The sequence below is a fragment of the Mycobacterium sp. NGS16 genome, assembly GCF_059813225.1.
In genome coordinates this window covers 32,345-55,023 of record NZ_JCALEE010000002.1, presented here as the reverse complement: position 1 = coordinate 55,023, position 22,679 = coordinate 32,345, and the positions used below count along the sequence as shown (strand labels likewise).

The 22,679-nt window shown below is 69.3% G+C and carries 23 protein-coding genes and 1 tRNA gene; 11 read left to right on the top strand and 13 right to left on the bottom strand.

The window, feature by feature from the left end:
- Window positions 1-6: 6 nt before the first annotated feature.
- On the bottom strand, window positions 7-1,209 hold the full coding sequence (locus tag AC5Y4Q_RS06020; RefSeq protein ID WP_064922738.1) for a DUF7847 domain-containing protein: 1,203 nt from the start codon (window positions 1,207-1,209) through the stop codon (window positions 7-9).
- Window positions 1,210-1,234: 25 nt separating this feature from the next.
- Between AC5Y4Q_RS06020 and AC5Y4Q_RS06015 the strand changes: the two genes are divergently transcribed.
- Together AC5Y4Q_RS06015 and AC5Y4Q_RS06010 are read left to right on the top strand one after the other, a co-directional pair.
- On the top strand, window positions 1,235-1,699 hold the full coding sequence (locus tag AC5Y4Q_RS06015; protein WP_499958373.1) for a GatB/YqeY domain-containing protein: 465 nt from the start codon (window positions 1,235-1,237) through the stop codon (window positions 1,697-1,699).
- 6 nt (window positions 1,700-1,705) lie between these two features.
- The gene (locus tag AC5Y4Q_RS06010) at window positions 1,706-3,496 is read left to right on the top strand and encodes a glycoside hydrolase family 15 protein (RefSeq protein WP_499958371.1); all 1,791 of its coding nucleotides are present in this window, start codon (window positions 1,706-1,708) and stop codon (window positions 3,494-3,496) included.
- A 389-nt stretch (window positions 3,497-3,885) separates the two neighbouring features.
- On the opposite strand, the gene AC5Y4Q_RS06005 is transcribed toward AC5Y4Q_RS06010, so the two are convergent.
- The 5 genes from AC5Y4Q_RS06005 to ponA2 all read right to left on the bottom strand — a co-directional run bounded on the left by AC5Y4Q_RS06005 (window position 3,886) and on the right by ponA2 (window position 9,423).
- The gene (locus AC5Y4Q_RS06005) at window positions 3,886-4,143 is read right to left on the bottom strand and encodes a DUF3297 family protein (RefSeq protein ID WP_499958369.1); all 258 of its coding nucleotides are present in this window, start codon (window positions 4,141-4,143) and stop codon (window positions 3,886-3,888) included.
- 293 nt (window positions 4,144-4,436) lie between these two features.
- Window positions 4,437-4,510, bottom strand: a tRNA-Pro gene (locus tag AC5Y4Q_RS06000).
- A 379-nt stretch (window positions 4,511-4,889) separates the two neighbouring features.
- A complete protein-coding gene (gene cds1 / locus AC5Y4Q_RS05995) occupies window positions 4,890-5,996 on the bottom strand; it encodes an L-cysteine desulfhydrase Cds1 (protein ID WP_499958367.1) in 1,107 nt (368 codons plus the stop codon).
- The gene (locus tag AC5Y4Q_RS05990; RefSeq protein ID WP_064922728.1) at window positions 5,993-6,955 is read right to left on the bottom strand and encodes a metallophosphoesterase; all 963 of its coding nucleotides are present in this window, start codon (window positions 6,953-6,955) and stop codon (window positions 5,993-5,995) included. The genes cds1 and AC5Y4Q_RS05990 overlap by 4 nt, the downstream gene beginning before the upstream one ends.
- A gap of 38 nt (window positions 6,956-6,993) precedes the next feature.
- Window positions 6,994-9,423 (bottom strand): transglycosylase/D,D-transpeptidase PonA2, encoded by a 2,430-nt coding sequence (gene ponA2 / locus AC5Y4Q_RS05985; protein WP_499958365.1) that lies wholly within the window; start codon window positions 9,421-9,423, stop codon window positions 6,994-6,996.
- 332 nt (window positions 9,424-9,755) lie between these two features.
- Between ponA2 and AC5Y4Q_RS05980 the strand changes: the two genes are divergently transcribed.
- Window positions 9,756-10,127 (top strand): WhiB family transcriptional regulator, encoded by a 372-nt coding sequence (locus AC5Y4Q_RS05980; RefSeq protein ID WP_064922724.1) that lies wholly within the window; start codon window positions 9,756-9,758, stop codon window positions 10,125-10,127.
- Between the two features lie 24 nt (window positions 10,128-10,151).
- On the opposite strand, the gene bagB is transcribed toward AC5Y4Q_RS05980, so the two are convergent.
- Together bagB and bagA are read right to left on the bottom strand one after the other, a co-directional pair.
- Entirely contained in the window at window positions 10,152-11,306 is a 1,155-nt protein-coding gene (gene bagB / locus AC5Y4Q_RS05975) for an ATPase BagB (RefSeq protein WP_125225399.1), read from the bottom strand.
- Window positions 11,303-12,325, bottom strand: a complete 1,023-nt coding sequence (gene bagA, locus AC5Y4Q_RS05970) for an ATPase BagA (protein WP_499958362.1) — start codon at window positions 12,323-12,325, stop codon at window positions 11,303-11,305. Before bagA ends, bagB begins: the two co-directional genes overlap by 4 nt.
- A gap of 47 nt (window positions 12,326-12,372) precedes the next feature.
- On the opposite strand from bagA, the gene sp36 reads away from it, so the two are divergent.
- The 3 genes from sp36 to AC5Y4Q_RS05955 are packed head-to-tail and all read left to right on the top strand — an operon-like array spanning window position 12,373 to window position 13,756.
- Window positions 12,373-12,534 (top strand): Sp36 family protein, encoded by a 162-nt coding sequence (sp36, locus tag AC5Y4Q_RS05965; RefSeq protein WP_019737648.1) that lies wholly within the window; start codon window positions 12,373-12,375, stop codon window positions 12,532-12,534.
- The gene (locus AC5Y4Q_RS05960) at window positions 12,531-12,989 is read left to right on the top strand and encodes a RidA family protein (RefSeq protein ID WP_064922718.1); all 459 of its coding nucleotides are present in this window, start codon (window positions 12,531-12,533) and stop codon (window positions 12,987-12,989) included. Before sp36 ends, AC5Y4Q_RS05960 begins: the two co-directional genes overlap by 4 nt.
- Window positions 12,986-13,756, top strand: a complete 771-nt coding sequence (locus AC5Y4Q_RS05955) for an MBL fold metallo-hydrolase (RefSeq protein ID WP_499958742.1) — start codon at window positions 12,986-12,988, stop codon at window positions 13,754-13,756. The genes AC5Y4Q_RS05960 and AC5Y4Q_RS05955 overlap by 4 nt, the downstream gene beginning before the upstream one ends.
- Before the next feature lie 98 nt (window positions 13,757-13,854).
- Here AC5Y4Q_RS05955 and crp read toward each other — a convergent pair whose 3' ends face one another.
- Both crp and AC5Y4Q_RS05945 read right to left on the bottom strand, forming a co-directional pair.
- A complete protein-coding gene (crp, locus tag AC5Y4Q_RS05950) occupies window positions 13,855-14,529 on the bottom strand; it encodes a cAMP-activated global transcriptional regulator CRP (protein WP_013830875.1) in 675 nt (224 codons plus the stop codon).
- 105 nt (window positions 14,530-14,634) lie between these two features.
- Complete coding sequence (locus tag AC5Y4Q_RS05945) at window positions 14,635-14,775, bottom strand: hypothetical protein (protein ID WP_165604302.1); 141 nt, start codon at window positions 14,773-14,775, stop codon at window positions 14,635-14,637.
- A 132-nt stretch (window positions 14,776-14,907) separates the two neighbouring features.
- Between AC5Y4Q_RS05945 and nth the strand changes: the two genes are divergently transcribed.
- From nth to marP, 4 genes are all read left to right on the top strand, one after another.
- Complete coding sequence (gene nth / locus AC5Y4Q_RS05940) at window positions 14,908-15,588, top strand: endonuclease III (RefSeq protein WP_109535712.1); 681 nt, start codon at window positions 14,908-14,910, stop codon at window positions 15,586-15,588.
- Window positions 15,589-15,600: 12 nt separating this feature from the next.
- Complete coding sequence (locus AC5Y4Q_RS05935; protein ID WP_064922712.1) at window positions 15,601-16,212, top strand: TlpA family protein disulfide reductase; 612 nt, start codon at window positions 15,601-15,603, stop codon at window positions 16,210-16,212.
- Window positions 16,213-16,318: 106 nt separating this feature from the next.
- Window positions 16,319-17,011 carry an NUDIX hydrolase gene (locus tag AC5Y4Q_RS05930; protein ID WP_234786378.1) on the top strand — a complete coding sequence of 231 codons (693 nt, stop codon included), beginning with the start codon at window positions 16,319-16,321 and terminating at the stop codon, window positions 17,009-17,011.
- Window positions 17,008-18,201 carry an acid resistance serine protease MarP gene (marP, locus tag AC5Y4Q_RS05925; RefSeq protein ID WP_064922708.1) on the top strand — a complete coding sequence of 398 codons (1,194 nt, stop codon included), beginning with the start codon at window positions 17,008-17,010 and terminating at the stop codon, window positions 18,199-18,201. Before AC5Y4Q_RS05930 ends, marP begins: the two co-directional genes overlap by 4 nt.
- Before the next feature lies 1 nt (window position 18,202).
- Here the strand turns inward: marP and AC5Y4Q_RS05920 are convergent, their stop codons facing one another.
- Both AC5Y4Q_RS05920 and AC5Y4Q_RS05915 read right to left on the bottom strand, forming a co-directional pair.
- Complete coding sequence (locus AC5Y4Q_RS05920; RefSeq protein WP_064922706.1) at window positions 18,203-19,162, bottom strand: alpha/beta fold hydrolase; 960 nt, start codon at window positions 19,160-19,162, stop codon at window positions 18,203-18,205.
- A complete protein-coding gene (locus tag AC5Y4Q_RS05915) occupies window positions 19,162-19,719 on the bottom strand; it encodes a phage holin family protein (RefSeq protein WP_064922704.1) in 558 nt (185 codons plus the stop codon). Before AC5Y4Q_RS05915 ends, AC5Y4Q_RS05920 begins: the two co-directional genes overlap by 1 nt.
- Before the next feature lie 212 nt (window positions 19,720-19,931).
- Here AC5Y4Q_RS05915 and AC5Y4Q_RS05910 point away from each other — a divergent pair, with 212 nt between their 5' ends.
- Complete coding sequence (locus AC5Y4Q_RS05910) at window positions 19,932-20,648, top strand: chymotrypsin family serine protease (protein WP_082952685.1); 717 nt, start codon at window positions 19,932-19,934, stop codon at window positions 20,646-20,648.
- A 45-nt stretch (window positions 20,649-20,693) separates the two neighbouring features.
- Here AC5Y4Q_RS05910 and acs read toward each other — a convergent pair whose 3' ends face one another.
- The gene (gene acs, locus AC5Y4Q_RS05905; protein ID WP_064922780.1) at window positions 20,694-22,658 is read right to left on the bottom strand and encodes an acetate--CoA ligase; all 1,965 of its coding nucleotides are present in this window, start codon (window positions 22,656-22,658) and stop codon (window positions 20,694-20,696) included.
- Window positions 22,659-22,679 lie beyond the last annotated feature (21 nt).

Genomic DNA, 22,679 nt, shown 5'->3' with positions numbered 1-22,679 from the left:
TGATCCTCACCCCGGTGGCCGGGTCAGCCACAGGTGGTCGGTCGGCCCGCCCGCGTACGGCCCGCTCGCAACACCGGTCCGCAGCACCAGGTCGAACGCTTCGGCGCGGATACGGCGATCGGTGTAGAGCAGCACCGTCACGCCTGCGGTGAAGGGCAGCACGATGATCTGCCCGATCGTCGCACCGATCCGGGAGAACAAGCCCAGCTGTGCCGAGCCGGTCAAGGCGTCGGCGCCGTGGGTGACCGCCATCCCGATGATGTTGAACGGGAAGGCCACCGCGCTGCTGATCAGCGAGGCGATCAGCGCGGTCAGAACCATGATGCCCAGCACCCGCCAGAAACTGTTGCGCACCAGGGCGAACGACCGGCGCATCGCGTCAAACACCGATTGCCGCTCCAGCACGATCACCGTCGGTGCGAACACCAGAACCGCGTAGCCGTAGCCGAGCGCCGCGACCAATGCCAGCACCAGCGGCAGGCCGACCAGCACGGCGGCCCCGGTGCCTCCGGCTCCGCCGGCGACAGCGATGACGAACGCGACGAACCCGCACAACACCGCCGCCGCGAGCCCGATCAGGGCGGTCAGGCCGATCAGCGCCGCAAAGCGGGTGCGGACGATCGCCCAGGCTTCCCCGACGGTGATCGGGGAGCCGAACACCGAACGTCCGACGACGGCGGTCAGCATGCCGGTCAGCACGATGGTGCCCAGGGCGGTCACGATAGCGGCGCCGGCGAAGGCGGTCATCCACGCCGCCACGTCGCCCCCGGAGATCTCGGCGGCCGACGGCCCGCGGTGTTGCGGCCCGACGGCCGTCAGCAGGCCGAACAGCGCGATGCCACTGATGATCTGGGTGGCCACCACGACGATCGCGGTCAGCCCCAGCACCACGGCCGGGTTGGCCCGAATGTAGCCGACGGCGCCGTTGTAGATGTCGGTCAAGCTGAGCGGGCGCAGCGGGATCACCCCGGGTTTGAGGTCGGGCTGCGGATATCCCGGGCCGTATCCCGGCGGGGGACCGTACCCCGGTGGCGGGCCGTAGCCCGGTGGCGGCGGCCCATATCCGGGAGGCGGTGGCCCGTAACCCGGTGGCGGGCCATAACCCGGGGGCGGCCCGTAACCGGGTGGCGGGCCGTAACCCGGCGGTGGCGGCCCGTAACCGGGCGGAGGAAAACCAGGGCCGGGGTAGCCAGGCGGCGGATTCACCATGTGGCTGAGCGTAGCGTTATGCGGCATGGCGGAACTCAAATCGCAGTTGCGGGCGGACCTGACCGAAGCGATGAAGGCGCAAGACAAGCTGCGCACCGCGACTTTACGGATGCTGCTGGCCGCGATCCAGTCCGAAGAGGTCGCCGGCAAGCAGGCCCGCGAGCTGACCGACGACGAGGTGCTCAAGGTGCTGGCGCGCGAGGCGCGCAAGCGCGCGGAGTCCGCGGAGATCTACACCCAGAACAGCCGTGGTGAGCTCGCCGCCGAAGAACACGCCGAGGCCCGGATCATCGCCGAGTACCTGCCCGAACCGCTCAGCGAGGCCGAATTGGCCGACGTCGTCGACACCGCACTGGCGCAGGTGGCCGAGCAGATCGGTGAACGCCCGCACTCCAAGCACATGGGTCTGGTGATGAAGGCCGCTACCGCGATCGCCGCGGGCAAGGCCGATGGTTCCCGGTTGTCGGCCGCGGTCAAGGAACGCCTCTGATCGCCGATGGCGTCGGCACCGATCGAGGACTACGCGCTACTGGGTGACCTGCACACCGCGGCGCTTTTGGGCCGTGACGGCAGCATCGACTGGCTGTGCCTGCCGCGGTTCGACTCCCCGGCCTGTTTTGCGGCGCTGTTGCACGACGAGTCCGCCGGCTACTGGCGCATCGCCCCGGCTGCCGGCGGCCCGGCCACCCGGCGCGGCTACCGCGGCGACACCCTGGTCGTCGACAGCGAATGGGACACCGGCGACGGCACGGTGCGCGTCACCGACTTCATGCCGCCGCGGGGGAAGGCCGCCGACGTGGTCCGGATCGTCGAGGGCATCTCCGGGCGGGTGCCGGTGCGCATGGACCTGGCGATCCGGTTCGACTATGGCAATGTGGTGCCCTGGATGCGCCGCAGCGAGGAGGGGCTGATCGCGGTGGCCGGCCCGGACACGGTCTGTCTGAGCAGCCCGGTCACCATGCGGGGCGAAAACATGACAACCGTCGCGGAATTCGAGGTGTCCGCCGGCGACAAGGTGCCGTTCGTGCTGACCCACACGCCGTCGCATCTGCTGCCCGACGCCGTGCGATCCGAGGCCATGCATGCGCTGGGCAAGACGCTGTCGTTCTGGCAGAACTGGATCGACCAGTGCCGATACCGGGGTCAGTGGTCGGATGCGGTGCGCCGCGCGGTGATCACGCTCAAGGCGCTCACCTACGCCCCTACCGGCGGCATCGTCGCCGCCGCCACCACATCACTTCCGGAAAGCCTTGGCGGGGTGCGTAATTGGGATTACCGCTACTGCTGGCTGCGGGATGCCACCTTCACGCTGCAGGCGCTGCTGGGCACCGGCTACGTCGCCGAAGCCAAGGCCTGGCGGGAGTGGCTGGTCCGCGCGGTGGCCGGTGACCCGGCCAAACTGCAGATCATGTACGGCCTGGACGGCACCCGCCGGCTGCCGGAGCTGACCCTGGATTGGTTGTCCGGGTACGAGGGTTCGGCGCCGGTGCGGGTCGGCAACGGCGCGGCCGGTCAGTTCCAACTCGACGTGTGGGGCGAGGTGCTCGACGGGCTGAACCTCGCGCTGGATTCCGGTCTGGAGTGCGAGGACACCGCCTGGGACATCCAGCGCGCCCTGCTGGACTTCCTCGAGGGCAACTGGCACCAGCCCGACGCCAGCCTGTGGGAGGTCCGCGGCCCGCAACGGCATTTCGTGCACTCGAAGGTGATGGCGTGGGCGGGCGTGGACCGGGCGGTGCACGCGGTGCAGACCCACGGCCGGGACGGACCGGTCGATCGGTGGCGGGCGCTGGCAGCGGCGATCCACGCCGACGTCTGCGAGCATGGCTTCGACGCCGAGCGGCAGACCTTCACCCAGTCCTACGGTTCCGCCGGCCTGGACTCGGCGCTGTTGCTGATCCCCCGGGTGGGTTTCCTGCCGTGGGACGACCCGCGGGTGGTGGGGACCGTCGCTGCGGTGCAGCGGGAGCTGTCCAGCGACGGCTTCTTGAGGCGCTATGACACCGACCAGGGCTCGGTGGACGGTCTGCCCGGCAGCGAGGGCGCGTTTTTGGTGTGCACCTTCTGGCTGGCCGACGCGCTGCACGGCATCGGCCGCCGCGATGAGGCCCGGGCGTTGTTCGAGCGCCTGTTGAGCCTGCGCAACGATGTCGGGCTGCTCAGCGAGGAGTACGACACCGCCGCCGGCCGGCTGGTCGGCAACACCCCGCAGGCGTTTTCGATGGTGGGCCTGGTCAATACGGCCCGGGGGCTCAGCGGGGAGTCGACCCGGACGCGTGGCATCTAGCGGTCCCGGGAGTCCCCACCCGGATACCGCTGGGACGCGTGCTGCTCAGTCGTGGTTGAAGTGCGCCGAGAGCGCGATCAGGACGCTGACGATGACCAGGATCGCGATGATCGGAACCACCCACGGGAGTACTTCCATCACGTGTCCAGGGTAGGCCGGTGCCGCCGCAGCCGACATCATGATCCAAGCGGAATTCCTGGCGTCTCGCCCCAGTGCCGGTCCACCGCCGTACCCGTCCGCGGTCGTGGGATTCCGGCTATCGACACAGCTTTGACGCACATCTGGCGCTCCGCCAGCGGGCCGAACCGCTGTTCGATCGTTGGGGTGACCGGCTCGCCTCGGCACGGTCCGTCGAACCTAGAACCGCGGCGCTAAATCAGGGGCACCCGCTACTCCGCGGGGCGGAAATACGGTTCAACCGTGCCGCTGAGCTTGACGACCATCGGATTTCCGCGGCGATCCTTGGCGGTGGGGACTTCCACCCGCACCCAACCCTCCGCCACGTTGTATTCGTGCACATTGGTTTTCTCGGCGCCGTTGAAGCGAATACCCACGCCGCGGCGGAGCGTCTCTTCGTTATAGAAGGCGCTGCTCGGATCGACGGAGAGGTGATTGGGTGGAACGTCTGTGCTCTGGTCCTCGGACATGATGACTTTCGTTGAATGCTGCGTGGAGTTCTCGGATACTGATGCTCTAAAAACCTACGCGACCCTGCCGTGATGCACAGCCCAAGGCGTGCCCAGCACCGCGGTGCGCAAGACGGCTACAGCACCCCCGCCACACGCGATGACGCGGTCGTCGACTGTTTCCGCTCTGGAGCAGGTGTAGGTCGCTCTCGACTCGGCTCGCCGGAAGGCGCTGAAAGCTACTGCGGACCGCGACGGAAAAGGGCCCCTGACCGGATTGACCAGTCGGAGCCCTCTACCTGCAACAACCTGAGTCGGGGTGGCGGGATTCGAACCCACGACCTCTTCGTCCCGAACGAAGCACGCTACCAAGCTGCGCCACACCCCGTGAAGCCACGACAGCGTATCGCACCGCCCCCGCAGCCACCCAAACGCACTGCCCATGAGGAGATCTGCCCGCCCCGTCAGCGTCGAGTTGTCGCGCAAAGGCGGGCAACTATCACCTAGTTCCCCGCCGGCGCCACGGGGGAGCTGGGAGGCAGCAAGCTCCCTCGCGGCGCAGGTCACCCCGCTGCCAACAGCATGAAACGCCCCACATTCCGGCGTGGGGAGCTGCAAACACAGCCAAGACTAGGCAGACTGGCTAATAACGTTTAGCAAGGGAGCCAGATCATGACGCTGTTGGGCGGCGCGGTGTATGCCGGGTTCTTCGCTCTGGCTGCGCTGTGGCTGGTGGCCACCAACCCTGACACCGCCGAAGAGGGGGCTCAGGCGAACGCGAAGCGGCAGGACCGCTCGAACCCGGCCAGCACCGCGGCCGGACCGGCGGTGTCCAGCCCTTGCTGCGCCACCCAGTCGTCGCAGAAGTAGGTGTCGGCGTAGCGGTCGCCGCTGTCGGCCAGCACGGTCACCACCGACCCGCTGCGCCCGTCGGCGACCATCTCGGCCAGCAACCCGAACGCCCCCCACACATTGGTGCCCGTCGAGGCGCCCACCCGCCGGCCCAGCACCGCGCTGACGTGCCGCATGGTGGCCACCGAGGCCGCGTCGGGTACCGCCACCATCCGGTCCACCACATCCGGTAGGAACGACGGCTCCACCCGCGGCCGTCCGATGCCCTCGATGCGCGAGGACTCCTCGATCACCACGTCAGACCGGCACTGCTCGTAGGCCGGATAGAACGCCGAACGCTCCGGGTCGACCACACACAGCCGGGTCGGGTGGCGGCGATACCGGATGTAACGCCCGATCGTCGCGCTGGTGCCACCGGTGCCGGCCCCGACCACGACCCAGTCCGGGATCGGGTGGGCTTCGTCGCGCAGCTGGGAGAAGATCGATTCGGCGATGTTGTTGTTGCCGCGCCAGTCGGTGGCCCGCTCGGCATTGGTGAACTGATCCAGGTAGTGCCCGCCGCTCTCGGCGGCGATCTGCTCGGCTTCGGCGTAGACGTCGGCCGAATGCTCCACGAAATGACACCGCCCGCCCTGCGCCTCGATCAACGCCACCTTCGAGGCGCTGGTCGAGGCCGGCATCACCGCGACGAACGGCAGGCCCAGCAGGGCAGCGAAATAAGCCTCCGACACCGCCGTCGACCCCGACGAGGCCTCCACCACCGTGGTGCCCTCGGCGATCCAGCCGTTGCACAGCCCGTAGAGGAACAGTGAGCGGGCCAGCCGGTGCTTGAGGCTGCCGGTGATGTGGGTGGTCTCGTCCTTGAGATACAGCGTCACATCCGCGTCGGCAGCCCACGCCGACGGCAGCGGATAGCGCAGCAGGTGGGTGTCGGCACTGCGCCGCGCGTCGGCCTCGATCAGCCGGATCGCGTTGTCGGCCCAGCGCCGTGGGTGCCCGTGGTCGGCAACCCGTGCGGTCAACGGGCCGACACGGACGGCTGCGTGGAGCCGCGGCTGAGGCGAGAGTCGTCGCCGCCGGTCGGCGCGGGGACCAGGGTCAGCAGGCTGGCCTCCGGGCGGCAGGCGAAGCGCACCGGCGCGTACGGCGAGGTGCCGATCCCCGCCGAGACGTGCAGGCGCATGTCGGCGCCCCACTGCGACGGCCCCTTGACCCGGGACCGGTCCAGGCCGCAGTTGGTCACCAGTGCCCCGTAGAACGGCAGGCACAGCTGCCCGCCGTGGGTGTGGCCGGCCATCACCAGCTGGTAGCCGTCGGCGGCGAAGCGGTCCAGCACCCGCGGCTCCGGCGAGTGGGTCAGCCCGAGCCGCAGATTGGCCGTCGGGTCGACCGGGCCGGCGATGGTGTCGTAGCGGTCCCGTTCGATGTGTGGGTCGTCGACGCCCGCGGCGGCGATCCGCAGCCCGGCCACGTCGAATTCGCGACGGTTGTGGGTCAGGTCCAGCCAGCCGCGTTCGGTGAACGCCGCGCGCAGGTCCTGCCACGGCAGCGGGGTGCCGTAGACGCGATGCGTCGGCTTGGTCAGATACTTCGCCGGATTCTTGGGCCGCGGCCCGAAGTAGTCGTTGCTGCCGAAGACGAACACCCCCGGCACCGACAGCAGATCGCCCAGCGCCTGCACCACGGCCGGCACCGCCTTGGGGTGGGCCAGGTTGTCGCCGGTGTTGACCACCAGGTCCGGTTCCAGCCGGACCAGCTCACGCAGCCACGCCTGTTTGCGGCGCTGGCCGGGCCGCATGTGGATGTCGCTGATGTGCAGCACCCGCAACGGTGACGAGCCCGGCGTCAGCACCGGCATCGTCGCCTCACGCACCACGAAGGCATTGCGTTCGATGATCGCGCCGTACGCCACGAGGGCCGCCGGTCCGAGCGCGGCCGATGCGGCGACGAGGGACCGGGTCAGGGCAGGTGATGCAGCCATGGGTTTCAGCCTACTGCGCCGCAGCAGACGCTCCGCGGTTACGGCGGCAGCGGCTGCCCGGGGGCCGGCGGTGGCAGCAGCGGAATGGTGATCGGCGGCAGCCCCGGAATTTCGACCACGGTCGAGCCCACCGGCGGGGGCATGCCCTCCGGCGGCGGCGGCGGTGGTGGCGGCGGGATGCCGTTGCTGACCTCGATGGTGATGATCGACCCGGGAATGGTCTGTCCGTTAGGCGAGGTGCCCACCACCGCTCCGGAGCGGGCGCTGCTGTTGACCCAGTTCGGTTGGTCGGCGACCTGGAAGCCGACCTCCTTGAGACGGGCCCGCGCGGCGTCGATGTCCAGGCCGACCACGCTGGGCACCCGCGAGTTGGGCCCGCCGTCGACGTAGCGCGGGTCGGTCGGCGGCATGACGACGTCGCCGAAGTCGGTGGCGATCGGCTTCATCGCGGCGAACCAGGTCCGGGCCGGCTCGTTGCCGCCGTACAGATCGCCGTCGCCGCAGTGCCGCAGCGGGAACGAGCACAGGTCTGACGGCGAGCTGGAGTCGTCGAAGATGTAGTTCGCCGCCGCGTAGCGGTTGGTGAATCCCAGGAAGCCCGAGGACCGGTGCGCCTCGGTGGTGCCGGTCTTGCCGGCCATCGGCAGGTCCCAGCCCACCGAACCGGCCGCGGGCGCCGCGGTGCCACCGCCGGCGATGTCTTTGCTCAACGCGTTGGCCAAGGTGTTGGCCAGCCCCTCGGGAACCACCCGGTCACAGGTCTCGGTGGTGACGGCTACCTCGTTGCCGTTGCGGTCGAAGACCTTGTCGATCGGGTTCGGCGGGCACCAGATGCCGCCGGAGGCCAAGGTGGCGGCGACGTTGGACAGCTCCAGTGCGTTGACTTCGATCGGGCCCAGGGTGAACGAGCCCAGGTTCTGGCGTTTGACGAAGTCGGCCAGGCTCTCGTTGCTGTCCGGGTCGTAGTCGCGGGCGGTGCCCGGATCGGCGTAGGAGCGCAGCCCCAGCTTGATCGCCATGTCGACGGTGCGGCCCACCCCGACCTGGGAGATGAGTTTGGCGAATGCGGTGTTCGGCGAGGTGGCCAGCGCCGTGGTGACGTTCATCGGCGAGCGGTAGGGGGCGACGTTCACCACGCACCAGGTCTCCTTGGGGCAGCCCTTGGCACCGCCTGAGCCCATGCCCTTGGTCTGGAACCGGCCGGGCACATCGAGTTCGGCGCTGATGCCCATGCCCATCTCCAGCGCCGCGGCCACCGTAAACGTCTTGAAGATCGACCCGGCACCGTCTCCGACCAGCGAGAACGGTTGGGGCCGCATGGTTTCGCCGATCTCGCCGTTGAGCCCGTAGGTGCGGTTGCTGGCCATCGCCAGCACCGGGTGCGCGTCGCTGCCGGGTTTGATCACGCTCATCACGCTGGCGATGCCCTGCACGTTCGGGTTGGCGAAACTGTCGATCGCCTGCTTGACCGAGCCCTGCACGTCGGGGTCCAGCGTGGTGTGGATGACATACCCGCCGCGGGCCACCTGCTCCTTGCTGATGCCGGCCCGCGCCAGGTATTCCTGCACGTAGTCGCAGAAGAAGGCCCGGTCGCCGGCCGCGATGCAGCCTCGCGGCAACTCGTTGGGTTGCGGCAGGATGCCCAGCGGCTCCTGTTTGGCCGCCCGCAGCGCGTCGGCCTGGTCGGGCAGGTTCTCGATCATGGTGTCCAGCACCAGGTTTCGCCGTGCCAGCGCGCCCCCGGGATTGGTGTAGGGGTTCAGCGCGCTGGTCGACTGCACCATCCCGGCCAGCAGCGCCGCCTGCTGCCAGTTCAGGTCCGAGGCGTCGACCCCGAAGTAGGTCTGGGCCGCATCCTGGATACCGAAGGAGTTATTGCCGAACGACACCAGGTTGAGGTAGCGGGTCAGGATCTGCGGCTTGCTGAAGGTGCGGTCCAGGGTGAGCGCCATCCGGATCTCGCGCAGCTTGCGCGCCGGGGTGGTCTCGATCGCGGCGCGCTTCTCGGCGTCGGTCTGGGCCAGCACCAGCAACTGGTAGTTCTTGATGTACTGCTGCTCCAGTGTCGAGCCGCCGCGGGTGTCGATATCCCCGGAGGCGTAGCCGGCCAGCCCGGTCAGCGTGCCCTTCCAGTCGACACCGCTGTGCTCGGCGAACCGCTTGTCCTCGATGGAGACGATCGCCAACTTCATCGTGTCGGCGATCTTTTCGCTGGGAACCTCGAATCGGCGCTGGGAGTACAGCCACGCGATTGTGTTGCCCTTGGCGTCGACCATCGTCGTCACCGCCGGCACGTCGCCGTTGACCAACTGGGCCGAGCCGTTGGCCACCACGTCGGAGGCGCGATTGGACATCAGGCCGATCCCGCCCGCGACCGGGAACAGCAACGCCGCAAGGAGCACGGCGGCGAGCAAACAACACCCGGCCAGTTTGAGCACGGTTGGGCCGGTCGGGGGACGCTCCGACATGGCTAACACAGTAACGCCGGTGGCCGGTGACGCTCACCGAAGTCCCCAGCAGACCCCGAACGCCGGATCCAGGCAGTTGTCGCCGGCGTCAGAAAAAGCCGGGTCGGGAACGCCCGCGAGGGCCGATAGCCCCGCAGATCATGATCGGACGGCACGGTTGTCCCAAAAAAGGGCGCTTCTACCGGTTGCGCAGATGCCACCTGACCACCTAACTTGGACATCGAGTGCGATTCAGGTAACACTGATGACACGATGTGGCGTAGATCGCAATAGCGGTCGGCGTTGATGTTGAATAGGTGGCTGCCCGGGGCGGCCGGGACGGAGGATCGTCAGTGTCTGTTACACGGCCAGCGGTTCACAAGACCAGCACATCAGTGGCATCAGCTTCCCAGCCGTCCCGAACCGTCCTGCGTGGCGTGCAGGACGAGGGCAGGATCGCCTGGGTCTCCAAGGCGCTCTGCCGAGGCGCTGACCCGGATGAACTCTTTGTACGCGGTGCCGCCCAGCGCAAGGCGGCGGTGATCTGCCGGCACTGCCCGGTGGTACTCGAATGCCTGGCCGACGCCCTGGACAACCGGGTGGAGTTCGGCGTATGGGGCGGCATGACCGAGCGGCAACGCCGGGCGCTGCTCAAACAGCACCCCGAGGTGACCTCTTGGCGGGAGTACTTCGCCGCCCAGCGCAAACAACGCGACGCCGGCTGAACGGCCGCTGAGCTTTCTTCGCGTCTACTTCGCGGTCAGCTGGTCGGCGATCGCGCCGAGGGCCTCCAGGTCGGAGACGTCGAACGGCAGTGACGGCACCCCGACGATGGGCACGCGCGGGTTCGCCCGGGTGAAGCGCGACAGCAGCCGGACCTCACGCTTGGCGGTGGCGCCGCGTTCGGCGTGAATCTGCAACGCCGCGGTGGTGAGCGCCTTGGCCCCGTCGGACGCCGTCTGGCCGTTCGGGGTGTCCTGCAGCGTCTCGATGGCGTCGATGGCGCGCTCGATCGGCAGCTCGCACAGCATCGGATGGGTCCGGTTGAGGATCAATCCGGCCAGCGGCATGTGCTCGGAGGAAAGCCGGTCGACGAAGAACGACGCCTCCCGCAACGCATCGGGCTCGGCCGCTGAGACCACCACGAACTGGGTGCCTCGGCGCTTGAGCAGCTCGTAGGTGCGGTCAGCCTTCTCCCGAAAGCCGCCGAAGGTGGCGTCCAGCGATTGGACGAAACCCGCTGCGTCGGAAAGCATCTGAGAACCCAGCACGGTCGAGAGCGCCTTCATCGCCAAGCCGAGCGCTCCGGCGACCAGCTTGCCAAAGCCCCGTCCGGGACCCAGCAGCAGCTTCCACAGCCGGCTGTCCATGAAACTGCCCAGTCGCCTCGGTGCGTCCAGGAAGTCCAGGGCGTTGCGCGACGGCGGGGTGTCGACCACCACCAGATCCCAGCGGTCCTCGGAGAGCAGCTGGCCGAGCTTCTCCATGGCCATGTACTCCTGCGTGCCCGACAGCGAGGTGGCCACCGTTTGGTAGAACTGGTTGTTCAAGATGGCCTCCGCCCGTTCGGGCCCGGAGTACTGCGTCACCATCTCGTCGAACGTGCGGCGCATGTCGAGCATCATCGCGTGCAGCTCGCCGGGCACCTCGTCGGGCAGCGGCACCCGCTGCGGGGTGTTGCCCAGGTCGTCGATGCCCAGGGCTTGGGCCAGTCGCCGGGCCGGGTCGATGGTCAGCACCACCACGGTGCGGCCGTATTCCGCGGCCCGCAGCGCCATCGCGGCGGCGGTGGTGGTCTTGCCGACGCCGCCGGCGCCACAGCACACCACCACCCGGTTGGCGGTGTCGGCCAGGATGGCGGCCATGTCCAGTGCCAGCGGCTTGCCGGCCGGGTCGGGTGTCATCGAACCCCCTGTCGGGCGAGGATCTCGGAGAGCTCGTAGAGGCTGCCGAGGTCGACGCCGTCGGTGATCGTCGGCAGATGCAGACGCGGCACGTCGAGCTTCTCGAGCTGTTCGGCCGTTTCGGTGCGAGCGCTGATGCGGGTCGCGTGCTGGATGGTCTCGGTCAGCAGGCCGGCGAAATCGTCGTCGTCCAGGGTGATCCCGGCGGCGGCCAGGCCGGCCCGGACCGCGTCGGCGTCGACGACGCCCTCGGCCGCCTTGGCCAGATCGTCCGGCTCCAGATGCGCGGGGATGTCGCGGTTGACGATCACGCTGCCGATCGGCAACTCCAGCTCCCGCAGCTCCTCGATGGCCTCGATGGTCTCCTGCATCGGCAGCGCCTCCAGCAGCGTCACCAGGTGGATCGCCGTCTGATCGGAGTGCAACAGCTTCACCACACCCTCGGCCTGCGAATGCACCGGGCCGCCCTTGGCCAACTGCGATACCGCCTTGGTGACGTCGAGGAATCGGGCGATCCGGCCGGTGGGCGGCGCGTCGACCACGATCGCGTCATAGACCGGCCTGTTGTTCTTGTCGGTCTGGATCACGTGGTACTTGATCTTGCCGGTGAGGATGACGTCGCGCAGGCCCGGCGCAATGGTGGTGGCGAACTCGACCGCCCCGACGCGTCGCATCGCCCGCCCGGCAATGCCCAGGTTGTAGAACAAGTCGAGGTATTCCAGGAACGCGGCCTCGATGTCCATCGCCAGCGCGTCGACCTGCCCACCGTCCTCGGCGGTCGCGATCTTGCTCGGGTCCGGTGGCAACGGCGGCACATCGAAGAGCTGCGCAATGCCTTGGCGCCCTTCGACTTCCACCAGCAGCACGCGGCGCCCGCCGGCCGCCAGGGACAGCGCCAGTGCGGCCGCCACCGTCGACTTGCCGGTACCGCCCTTGCCGGTCACGAAATGCAGCCGGGCCTTGGACAAACGCGAAGGCCAGCCGATGGCGGGCTCGCCGCTGGGTGTGGCTGTCACCACTGCATGCTAACCAAGGGGTTGAGCGTGCTAGCGATAAGCTCGCTCCCATGAGCGAACGCACGGTGTGGGAGTACGCCAACGTCCCGTTGATCACGCACGCCACCAAGCAGATCCTCGACCAGTGGGGCGAGGACGGCTGGGAGCTGGTCACCGTGCTGCCCGGGCCGTCCGGTGAGCAGCTCATCGCCTTCCTGAAGCGCCCGAAATGAGCTGGCGGGCCCGGTTGACCGAACTCGGGATCGAGCTGCCCGAGGTGGTCGCGCCGTTGGCGGCCTACGTACCGGCGGTGCGGACCGGCGAGTTGGTCTACACCTCCGGTCAGTTGCCGATGGCCGGCGGCAAGTTGGCCCGCCGCGGCAAGGTGGGCGCGGAGGTCAGCCCGGAGGACGGCTATGCGCTGGCCCGCATCTGTGCGCTCAACGCGCTGGCCGCCGTGGACGCCCTGGTCGGGCTCGACTCGGTGACCCGGGTGGTCAAGGTGGTCGGGTTCGTCGCATCGGGCCCGAACTTCAACGGCCAGCCCGCCGTCATCAACGGCGCCTCCGAGCTGCTCGGCGAGGTGTTCGGCGAGGCCGGTGCGCACGCCCGCTCGGCCGTCGGGGTTTCCGAGCTGCCGCTGGACGCGCCGGTGGAAGTCGAGTTGATCGTGGAGATCGCGCCCTGAGCCACCCCGCCTACGGTCAGCTGCGACCGGTCACCGCGACCGCGTCGGTGCTGCTGGCCGACAATCCCGGCCTGATGACGCTGGAGGGCACCAACACCTGGGTGCTGCGCGGGCCGGGCAGTGACGAGGTGGTGATCGTCGACCCCGGGCCCGATGACGACGAGCACATCAGCCGGCTCGCCGAGGTCGGCAAGATCGCGCTGGTGTTGATCAGCCACCGGCATTTCGACCACACCGACGCCATCGACAAGCTGGCCGACGCGGTCGGGGCGCCGGTGTATTCGGCCGGCAGCGGGTTTCAGCGCCGGATGGGTGGCGGCCTGGCCGACAGGCAGGTGATCGATGCGGCCGGGCTGCGCATCACGGTGCTGGCCACGCCCGGGCACACCGCGGACTCGCTGTCGTTCGTGCTCGACGATGCCGTGCTGACCGCCGACACCGTGCTGGGCCGCGGCACCACCGTGATCGACACCGAAGACGGCGACCTGGCGCAGTACCTCGACTCGCTGCGCCGGCTGCGCGGGCTGGGCGGACGGACGGTGCTGCCCGGGCACGGTCCCGAGCTGCCGGACCTCGAGGCCGCCGCCACCGGCTACCTGGCACACCGCGAGCAACGACTCGACCAGGTGCGCTCGGCCCTGACCGCCCTCGGGGACGACGCCACCGCGCGCCAGGTCGTCGAATACGTCTACACCGACGTCGACGAGGAGTTGTGGGGCGCGGCGGAATGGTCGGTGCAGGCCCAGCTCGACTACCTGCGGAGCTGAACACCCCCCCGCGAGCCTGGGGGCACCTCCCGCTTGCGGGGGAGAGTTAGCGCGGCCGCTACTCGTACTTTTCCACGCTAACGACAGCCTCGGCGAAACTACCTCGCGCGCCGGGCCAGCCGCTCGGAGTCGCTGATCAGCACACTCTTGCCCTCCAGCCGGATCCAGCCGCGGTGGGCGAAGTCGGCCAGCGCCTTGTTCACCGTCTCCCGCGACGCCCCGACCAGCTGGGCGATCTCTTCCTGGGTCAGATCGTGGGTAACCCGCAGGGCGCCGCCCTCCTGGGTGCCGAACCGCTGCGCCAGCTGCAGCAGCTGCTTGGCGACCCGGCCGGGCACGTCGGTGAAGATCAGGTCGGCCAGGTTGTTGTTGGTGCGGCGCAACCGGCGGGCCAGCACCCGCAGCAGCTGCTCGGCGATCTCGGGCCGATCGGAGATCCACGACCGCAGCGCGTCGCGGTCCATCGAGACCGCCCGCACCTCGGTGATGGTGGTCGCGCTGGAGGTCCGCGGGCCGGGGTCGAAGATCGACAACTCACCGAACATGTCCGACGGGCCCATGATGGTCAGCAGGTTCTCCCGGCCGTCCGGCGACCGCCGGCCGATCTTCACTTTCCCGGAGACGATGATGTACAGCCGATCGCCGGGCTCCCCTTCGGCGAACACGGTGTGTCCGCGCGGAAAGTCCACGGGCTGAAGCTGCTTGGTCAGCGCGGCGACGGCGCTGGGCTCAACTCCCTGGAAGATTCCGGCCCTCGCCAGGATCTCGTCCACGTTGCCCCTTAGATGCTCTTGATGAAAATGTGAATCGCGCAAGCGCCAGCCTCTACCCGGCTAGCCATCTGAGTCTACGGCTAAGCGCCAAGCGACGTGCCAACGCTACACACGATTGGCGCGGCGAGTCCGGGGAAACTGCGGATTTGTCGTCTCGACCTCGTTCAACCCGGTCTCAATGCGCTCCAGCCCCACCGCTGCCAACATCAGCAGCATGGGTATGGCGGTGATCAGCAGCCAGGACACAAGGTGACAGTAAACCTGGGCAAGGTCTCATTGCGGTCACAAATTAGTACCCTGTCGGAGGTGACAGTGGACAAAGATTCCCGAGCGCCCCGCACCGAGACCCGAATCGGGCTGGTGCGACGCGCTCGGCGGATGAATCGAACTCTGGCGCAAGCCTTTCCGGACGCCCACTGCGAACTGGACTTCACCACGCCGCTGGAGCTGGCCGTCGCGACGGTGCTGTCGGCTCAATGCACCGACGTGCGGGTGAACCTGACGACGCCGGCGCTGTTCGCCCGGTACCCGACCGCGCTGGACTACGCCCAAGCCGACCGCACCGAGCTGGAGGAGCTCATCCGGCCTACCGGCTTCTACCGCAACAAGGCGACGTCGTTGATCAACCTGGGGCAGGCGCTCGTCGAGCGTTACGACGGTGAACTACCCGCCAGCATGGACGAATTGGTGCGCCTGCCCGGGGTGGGCCGCAAAACGGCCAACGTGATCCTGGGCAACGCGTTCGGCGTACCGGGAATCACCGTCGACACCCACTTCGGGCGGCTGGTGCGGCGCTGGGGCTGGACGCGCGAGGAGGACCCGGTCAAAGTCGAGCACGCGGTCGGTGAGCTGATCGAACGCAAGGAATGGACCCTGCTGTCTCACCGGGTGATCTTCCACGGCCGGCGGGTCTGCCACTCCCGTAAACCGGCCTGCGGGGTGTGCGTGCTGGCCAAGGACTGCCCCTCGTTCGGGCTCGGCCCCACTAACACGATGGAGGCCGCCGCGCTGGTCAAAGGCCCCGAGACCGAGCACCTGCTGGCCCTGGCCGGGCTGTAGCGGCCGCCGCTGATGCGAACCCGGTGGACCGTCGCGGTGCTGGTGGTGGCGGCCGCGCTGGTCGTCGGCCTGGTGGTCGAACTGCGCCGTGAGCCGGTGCCGCCCGGCCGCAGCACGGGGGTGACCAGCGCCGGGCCAGACCTGGACCACCTGCGTGAACGCGCCGCGCTGCCGCCCTGCCGGATCGGCCCGGGCGGCGCCGGCCCGAGTGCGCTGCGCGACGTCACCGTCGAATGCGCGGCCGACGGTGCGCCCGTCGACGTGGCGGCCATGCTCGCCGGCCGCCGGGTGGTGCTGAACCTGTGGGCGTACTGGTGCCGGCCGTGCCGTGAGGAGCTGCCGGCCCTCGCCGAATACCAGCGCCGGGCCGGGCCGGACGTCACGGTGGTGACGGTGCACCAGGACGACAACGCCGCGGCCGGATTGGCGCTGCTGACCGAGCTGGGGGTGCAGCTGCCCACCCTGCAGGACGGCCGTCGTGCGGTGGCGGCGGCGCTGCGGGTTCCCAACGTGATGCCCGCGACCGTGGTGCTGGCCGTGGACGGTAGCGTTGCCCGCATCCTGCCGCAGTCCTTCGCCACCGTCGAGGAGATCGCCGCCGCCGTGGAGGGCAGTGGGCGCTGACGTGGGGCGATCAGGATCCGGGACAGAGGGAGACGCGGTGAACGCTGGCGATCCCCGGCTGTTGGCCCCACCCTGGCTGCGCCCGCTGGTCGACAACGTCGAGAAGATGCCGAACGCCTACCTGCACCGGCTGCCCGCCGACGTTCGCGCGATGACCACCGCGGCCAGCGCCAAGGCCCGCGTCACCGGGCACGGCCGTGACGCGGCGGTGCTGGTGCTGTTCTCCGGTCCGCCGTCGGGCGGCGGCATCGAATCGGCCGACCTGCTGGTCACCGTCCGCGCCTCGACGCTGCGCCACCACGCCGGCCAGGCCGCATTCCCGGGCGGGGCCGTCGACCCCGGGGACTCCGGGCCGGTGGCCACCGCGCTGCGGGAGGCCAACGAGGAGACCGGGATCGACCCGGACCGGGTGCATCCGCTGGTGGTGCTGGAGAAGGTCTTCATCGCCCCCTCGGGATTCCAGGTGGTGCCGGTGCTGGCCTACGCGCAAGATCCCGGGCCGGTGCGCGTGGTGGACCCGGCCGAGACCGCTGTGGTGGCCCGGGTTCCGGTCCGGGCATTCATCAACCCCGAGAACCGGTTGATGGTTTACCGTGATGCCCGCAGTCGGCGTTGGGCCATGCCGGCGTTTCGGCTCAACGAGATGCTGGTCTGGGGATTCACCGCCCAGGTGATCTCGGCGATGTTGGACGTGGCCGGCTGGGCGCAGCCCTGGGACCACACCGAGGTGCGCGGCCTGGACGAGGCCATGGCTCTGCTTGGAGGAGAACCTGGTGGAACGGGGATGACTGGGATATGACGTCGTCGCAGTGGCTGGACATCGCCGTGCTGGCGATCGCCTTTGTTGCCGCAGTATCCGGCTGGCGCTCCGGGGCGCTCGGCTCCCTGCTGTCCTTCGTCGGTGTGGCGCTCGGCGCGATGGCCGGGGTGCTGCTGGCGCCGCACCTGATCGAGCACGTCGCCGGGGCCCGGCTCAAGCTGTTCGCCGCGCTGTTCCTGATCCTGGCCATGGTCGTCATCGGTGAGGTCGCCGGTGTGGTGCTGGGCCGGGCGGTGCGCGGGGCGATCCGCAGCCCCGGCGTGCGGGGGATGGACTCGATCGTCGGCGTGGTGCTGCAGTTGGTGGTGGTGCTCATCGCGGCCTGGCTGCTGGCCACCCCGTTGACCGCATCCGATCAGCCGAATCTGGCTGCCGCGGTCAATGACTCGCGGGTCTTGCGCCAAGTCGACGAGATCGCGCCGGGCTGGCTCAAGAACGTGCCGCGCCGGCTGTCGGCGGTGCTCGACGACTCCGGGCTGCCGGCCGTGCTGGAGCCGTTCAGCCGCACGCCGATCGCCGCCGTGGATGCGCCCGACCCGGGACTGGCCGCCAGCCCGGTGGTCGAGACCGCCTCGCCGAGCGTGCTGCGGATCCGTGGGGTGGCGCCCAATTGCCAGAAAGTGTTGGAGGGCACCGGTTTCGTGATCTCGCCGAACCGGGTGATGACGAACGCGCACGTGGTCGCCGGATCGGACAGCGTCACCGTGGAAAGCGGTACCAAGTCCTACGACGCCACGGTGATCTCCTTCGACCCCAAAGAAGACATCTCGATCCTGGCCGTGCCGGATCTGCCGTTGCCGCCGTTGGCGTTCGCCTCCTCGCCGGCCGCGCCCGACACCGACGCCCTGGTTCTGGGCTACCCCGGCGGCGGCGTCTTCGAGGCGACCCCGGCCCGGGTCCGCGACATCATCAACCTCGAAGGACCCGACATCTACCGCACCGCTACCATCACCCGCCGGGTCTACACCATCAGAGGCACTGTGCAACAAGGAAACTCGGGCGGTCCCATGATCGACATGGACGGCCGGGTGCTCGGTGTGGTCTTCGGTGCGGCCGTCGACGACGCCGACACCGGGTTCGTGATGACCGCCGAGGAGGTGGCGAACCAGCTCGCCCGGATCGGCGATACCCAACCCGTGTCGACCCAGACCTGCGTGGGCGGCGAATAAGTTAGGCCCGGGCGGCAGCCAGGAACCGCATCAGGTGGGTGTTGACCGCATCGGGGGCTTCCTCGTGGGCGAAATGCCCTGCGCCGGGCAAGGACACGTACTGGCCGTGCGGCGCGTACCGCCGGGTCCGCTCGACCGGATCGGCGAGTACGTAGGGGTCGTCCTCGCCGCGTAGGTGCAACAGCGGGATGTTCAGCGTCCGAAGGTCCAGTGCCTTCATGAATCGCCGGCCCTCCGAGCGTAATTGGCTGCGGACCGCCCAGCGTTGGTACTCCAGCGCGGAATGCGCTGCCGACGGTATCTGGATCGCGGCGCGCAGATGGCCCATGGTTTCGGAGAAGTCCTGGCCCGCCTGCCAACTCACCCCGGCTCTGCTACGTACCAGGTGTTCGATCTCGGCGCCGTCCCGGCGGGTCAGGGTGCGCTCCGGCCAGAACGGTATCTGGTAGCGCAGCAACCACGGCAGCAGCGCCCGACCCTGATCGGCGCGGGTCAGCGCCGACTTGCGCAGCGCCGCCGGGTGCGGCGAGCTGACCACCGCGATGGCGCGCACCAGCCGCGGGTGTAGCAGCGCGGTCGCCCAGCACACCAGGCCGCCGTCGGCGTGGCCGACCAGGATCGCCGAGGAGTGCCCCAGGGCGCGGATGAGCCCGGCGGTGTCGCCGGCCAGGGTCCAGCCGTCGTAGCCGCGGGGAGGCTTGTCGCTGCCCCCGTATCCGCGCAGGTCGACCGCGACCACCCGGACACCGGTCAGCCCGCGCAGCTGGTGGCGCCAGGTCCACCAGAACGAGCCGAACCCGTGCAGCAGCATCACCAGCGGCCGCGCCGTCGGCGGGCCGTCGGCGGGGTCTTTGCCGGGCGGGGTCGCCTCGACGACATGAAAACGTATGCCGTTGGCGTGGATGTCCCAGTGTCGCCACGGCCCGTCGATGCGGGTGATCGACGGATCCGGTGGCGGCACTACCAGCCCGAGGGATCGGTGGCCGGTTTGCCGTCCTGGACGTCCAGCGCGTGCGGCCCCGACGAATGCAGCCGCTCCGGGTCGGGGCGCAGCGCCTCGCGCGTCTCTCGGACCGATTCGATGGTTTGGCGCGGTCCGCGGATGCGCCGAACCCGCAGGAAACCCAGGAGGGCCAAGGCCACGGCCACCGTCAGCATGATCCCGAAGACGATCAGATAGGCGGCCCAGTCCTGCAGCCAGATGTCGAGCACCTCGGCGAGGAAGAAAAAGAAAAAGAAGGTCGAGTAGAACAGCACGACCAGCGCCGCGATGAAGAACACGCTGCCGGTCAGGCCCTTCTTGACGTCCCGGGTGATCTCGGCACGGGCCAGTTCGACCTCGGCGCGCACCAGCGTCGACATCTGGGCGGTGGCGTCTTTGACCAGATCCCCCAGCGACGGGTCGGCGGGCAGGGCGTGCGGATCGGTCAGCGGGATGGTCGCCAGCGTGTTGGGCACCCCGTTGCGGTCCGCCTTAGCCGCGGCGCGTTTTGCGTTTCTGCGATCGGCCTTGCTCACTGGCTGTCCTCCCGTTCGCTGTCGTCGCGGCTTAATGTTGCCATGCGTCAGCGGCGCCGAGGAGCGACCCCGGTAAAGCTGCGGCCGGACTGGGCAGGGCTGGTGCCGTGGTGATGGCAGCGGTCCGCGCGTCTGGCTCCGCCGCACGTGCGACCGCCGCTACGCTGTTTTATGCCCACCGGGGGTGGAGCTGATCGGACGGGAGTACCGCTGTGCAGATCGCACACCGCTGGCTGCTGCGCGCTCTGGCGACGCTGCTGACTTGCGCGGCCTGGGCCGCTCTGGCCGCGCTTGCCGCACCGGCCCCGCGGGCCTCCGCCGACAACAAGGTGGTGATGGGCGGCGGCGCCGGCATCGTCGTCGACGGCGACACGATGTGCACGCTGACGGCCATCGGCCACGACAAGACCGGTGCACTGATCGGCTTCACCTCCGCGCACTGCGGCGGCCCCGGCGCGGAGGTCGCCGCCGAGGGGGCGGAGGCCAACGGCACGATCGGCCGCATGGTGGCCGGCAACGACGGCCTGGACTACGCGGTGATCCAATTCGACCCGGACAAGGTGACGCCGGTGTCCAACTTCGGCGGCTTCGTCGTCGGCGGTATCGGACCGGACCCGATCTTCGGCCAGATCGCCTGCAAGCAGGGCCGCACCACCGGCAATTCCTGCGGGGTCACCTGGGGGCCGGGCCAGGACCCGGGAACCATCGTGATGCAGGTGTGCGGTCGCCCGGGCGACTCCGGCGGGCCCGTCGTGGTGAACAACATGCTGGTCGGCATGATTCACGGGGCGTTCAGCGAAGCGCTGCCGACCTGCGTGGTCAAGTACATCCCCTTGCACACGCCCGCGGTGGTGGTGTCGATCAACGCCGTGCTGGGCGATATCGACGCCAACGACCGGCCGGGCGCGGGGTTCGTCCCGATTCCCTGAGGCTCAGGCGCTCGCGGAGCGCGGCGGAGCTGGCGCCGCATCGGCTCAGTCGGCCGCCCGGATCGCGTCGAACACGCTGGGGTCAACCAGGGTTGAGGTGTCACCGAGTGCGCGTCCGTCGGCGACGTCGCGCAGCAGCCGTCGCATGATCTTGCCGCTGCGGGTCTTGGGCAGTTCCGGGACCAGGTGGACGTCGCGGGGCCGCGCGATCGGCGAGATCTCCACCGTGACACGTTGGCGCAGTTCGTCGATGATCGCGCCGCCGACGTCGCGGTGCGATGCCGCCAGCACCACGAAGGCGCAGATCCGTTGGCCGGTCTGCTCGTCGAGAGCCCCGACCACCGCGGCCTCGGCCACCGCGGCGTGACCGACCAGTGCGGACTCCACCTCGGCGGTGGAGATGCGATGCCCGGACACGTTCATCACGTCGTCGATACGGCCCAGCACCCAGATGTCGCCGTCGGCGTCGTAGCGGGCACCGTCACCGGCGAAGTACCAGCCCTGCTCGGCGAACCGCGACCAGTAGGTGTCGATGAAGCGCTGTTCGTCACCCCAGATTCCGCGGGCCATCGACGGCCACGGCTGATCGATCACCAGGTAGCCCGACACCGGTTCGCCGCCGGCGTCCTGGGGGGAGACCAGATCGCCGTGATCGTCGACGATGCGCGCGGAGATGCCGGGCAGCGGCCGCATCGCCGCACCGGGCTTGGCCGCGGCCACCCCGGGCAATGGGCAGATCATCGTCGCGCCGGTCTCGGTCTGCCACCAGGTGTCGACCACCGGCACCGCGTCGGCCCCGATCACCCGCCGGTACCAGCGCCAGGCCTCCGGGTTGATCGGCTCACCGACCGAACCCAGCAACCGCAGGCTGGACAGGTCGTGGGTGTCCGGGATCTCGCGGCCCCACTTCTTGAAGGTGCGGATCAGCGTCGGTGCGGTGTAATAGATTGTCACACCGTACTTTTCGATGATCTGGAAGTGCCGGTGCTGGTCCGGGTGCTCCGGGGTGCCCTCGTAGATCACCTCGGTGGCGGCGTTGGCCAGCGGGCCGTAGACGGCGTAGGTGTGGCCGGTGACCCAGCCGATGTCCGCGGTGCACCAGAACACGTCGGTGTCGGCCCGCAGATCGAACACGCAGTAGTGCGTGTAGGCGGCCTGGGTCAGATACCCGCCGCTGGTGTGCACGATGCCTTTCGGCTTGCCCGTGGTGCCCGAGGTGTACAGCAGAAACAGCGGCTGCTCGGCCTCAAACGCCTCGGGGGTGTGCTGCGGTGACGCCGCGTCGACCACGTCGTGCCACCACAGGTCGCGGCCCGGCGCCCACGCCACCTCACCACCGGTGCGCCGAACCACCAGCACATGCTGTACCGACTCGGCACCGGTGACCGCCTCGTCGACCGCCGGCTTGAGCGCCGCAGCCTGGCCGCGCCGGTACTGCCCGTCGGAGGTGATCACCACCTTCGCCTGCGCGTCGTCGATGCGGGATCGCAGCGCGTGTGCGGAGAACCCGGCGAACACCACGGTGTGCAGCACCCCCAACCGGGCGCAGGCGAGCATCGCGACGATCGCCTCGGGGATCATCGGCAGATAGATCGCCACCCGATCTCCGGCGACCAGACCCAGCCCGGTCAGCGCATTGGCGGCCCGGCTCACCTCGGCGAGCAGCTCCGCATAGGTGATGGTGCGGGCGTCGCCGACCGGCTCGCCCTCCCAGTGGATCGCCACCCGGTCGCCGTGGCCGGCCTGCACGTGACGGTCCACGCAGTTGTAGGCGACGTTGAGCTTGCCGTCGGCGAACCAGCGGGCGAACGGCGCCCGAGAGTAGTCCAGCACCTCGGTGAACGGCGTGTCCCAGTGCAGGCGGTTGGCCTGCTCGGCCCAGAATCCGAGCCGGTCGCGCTCGGCCGCCTGGTAGGCCTCGGCGCCGGTGTTGGCGCGGGCGGCGAACGCCGGGGAGGGCGGGTACGACGGTAGCGAATCGACGGCGGCGCTATCGGGGTTCTGGCTCACGCCCAGCAGCCTAACCACCCG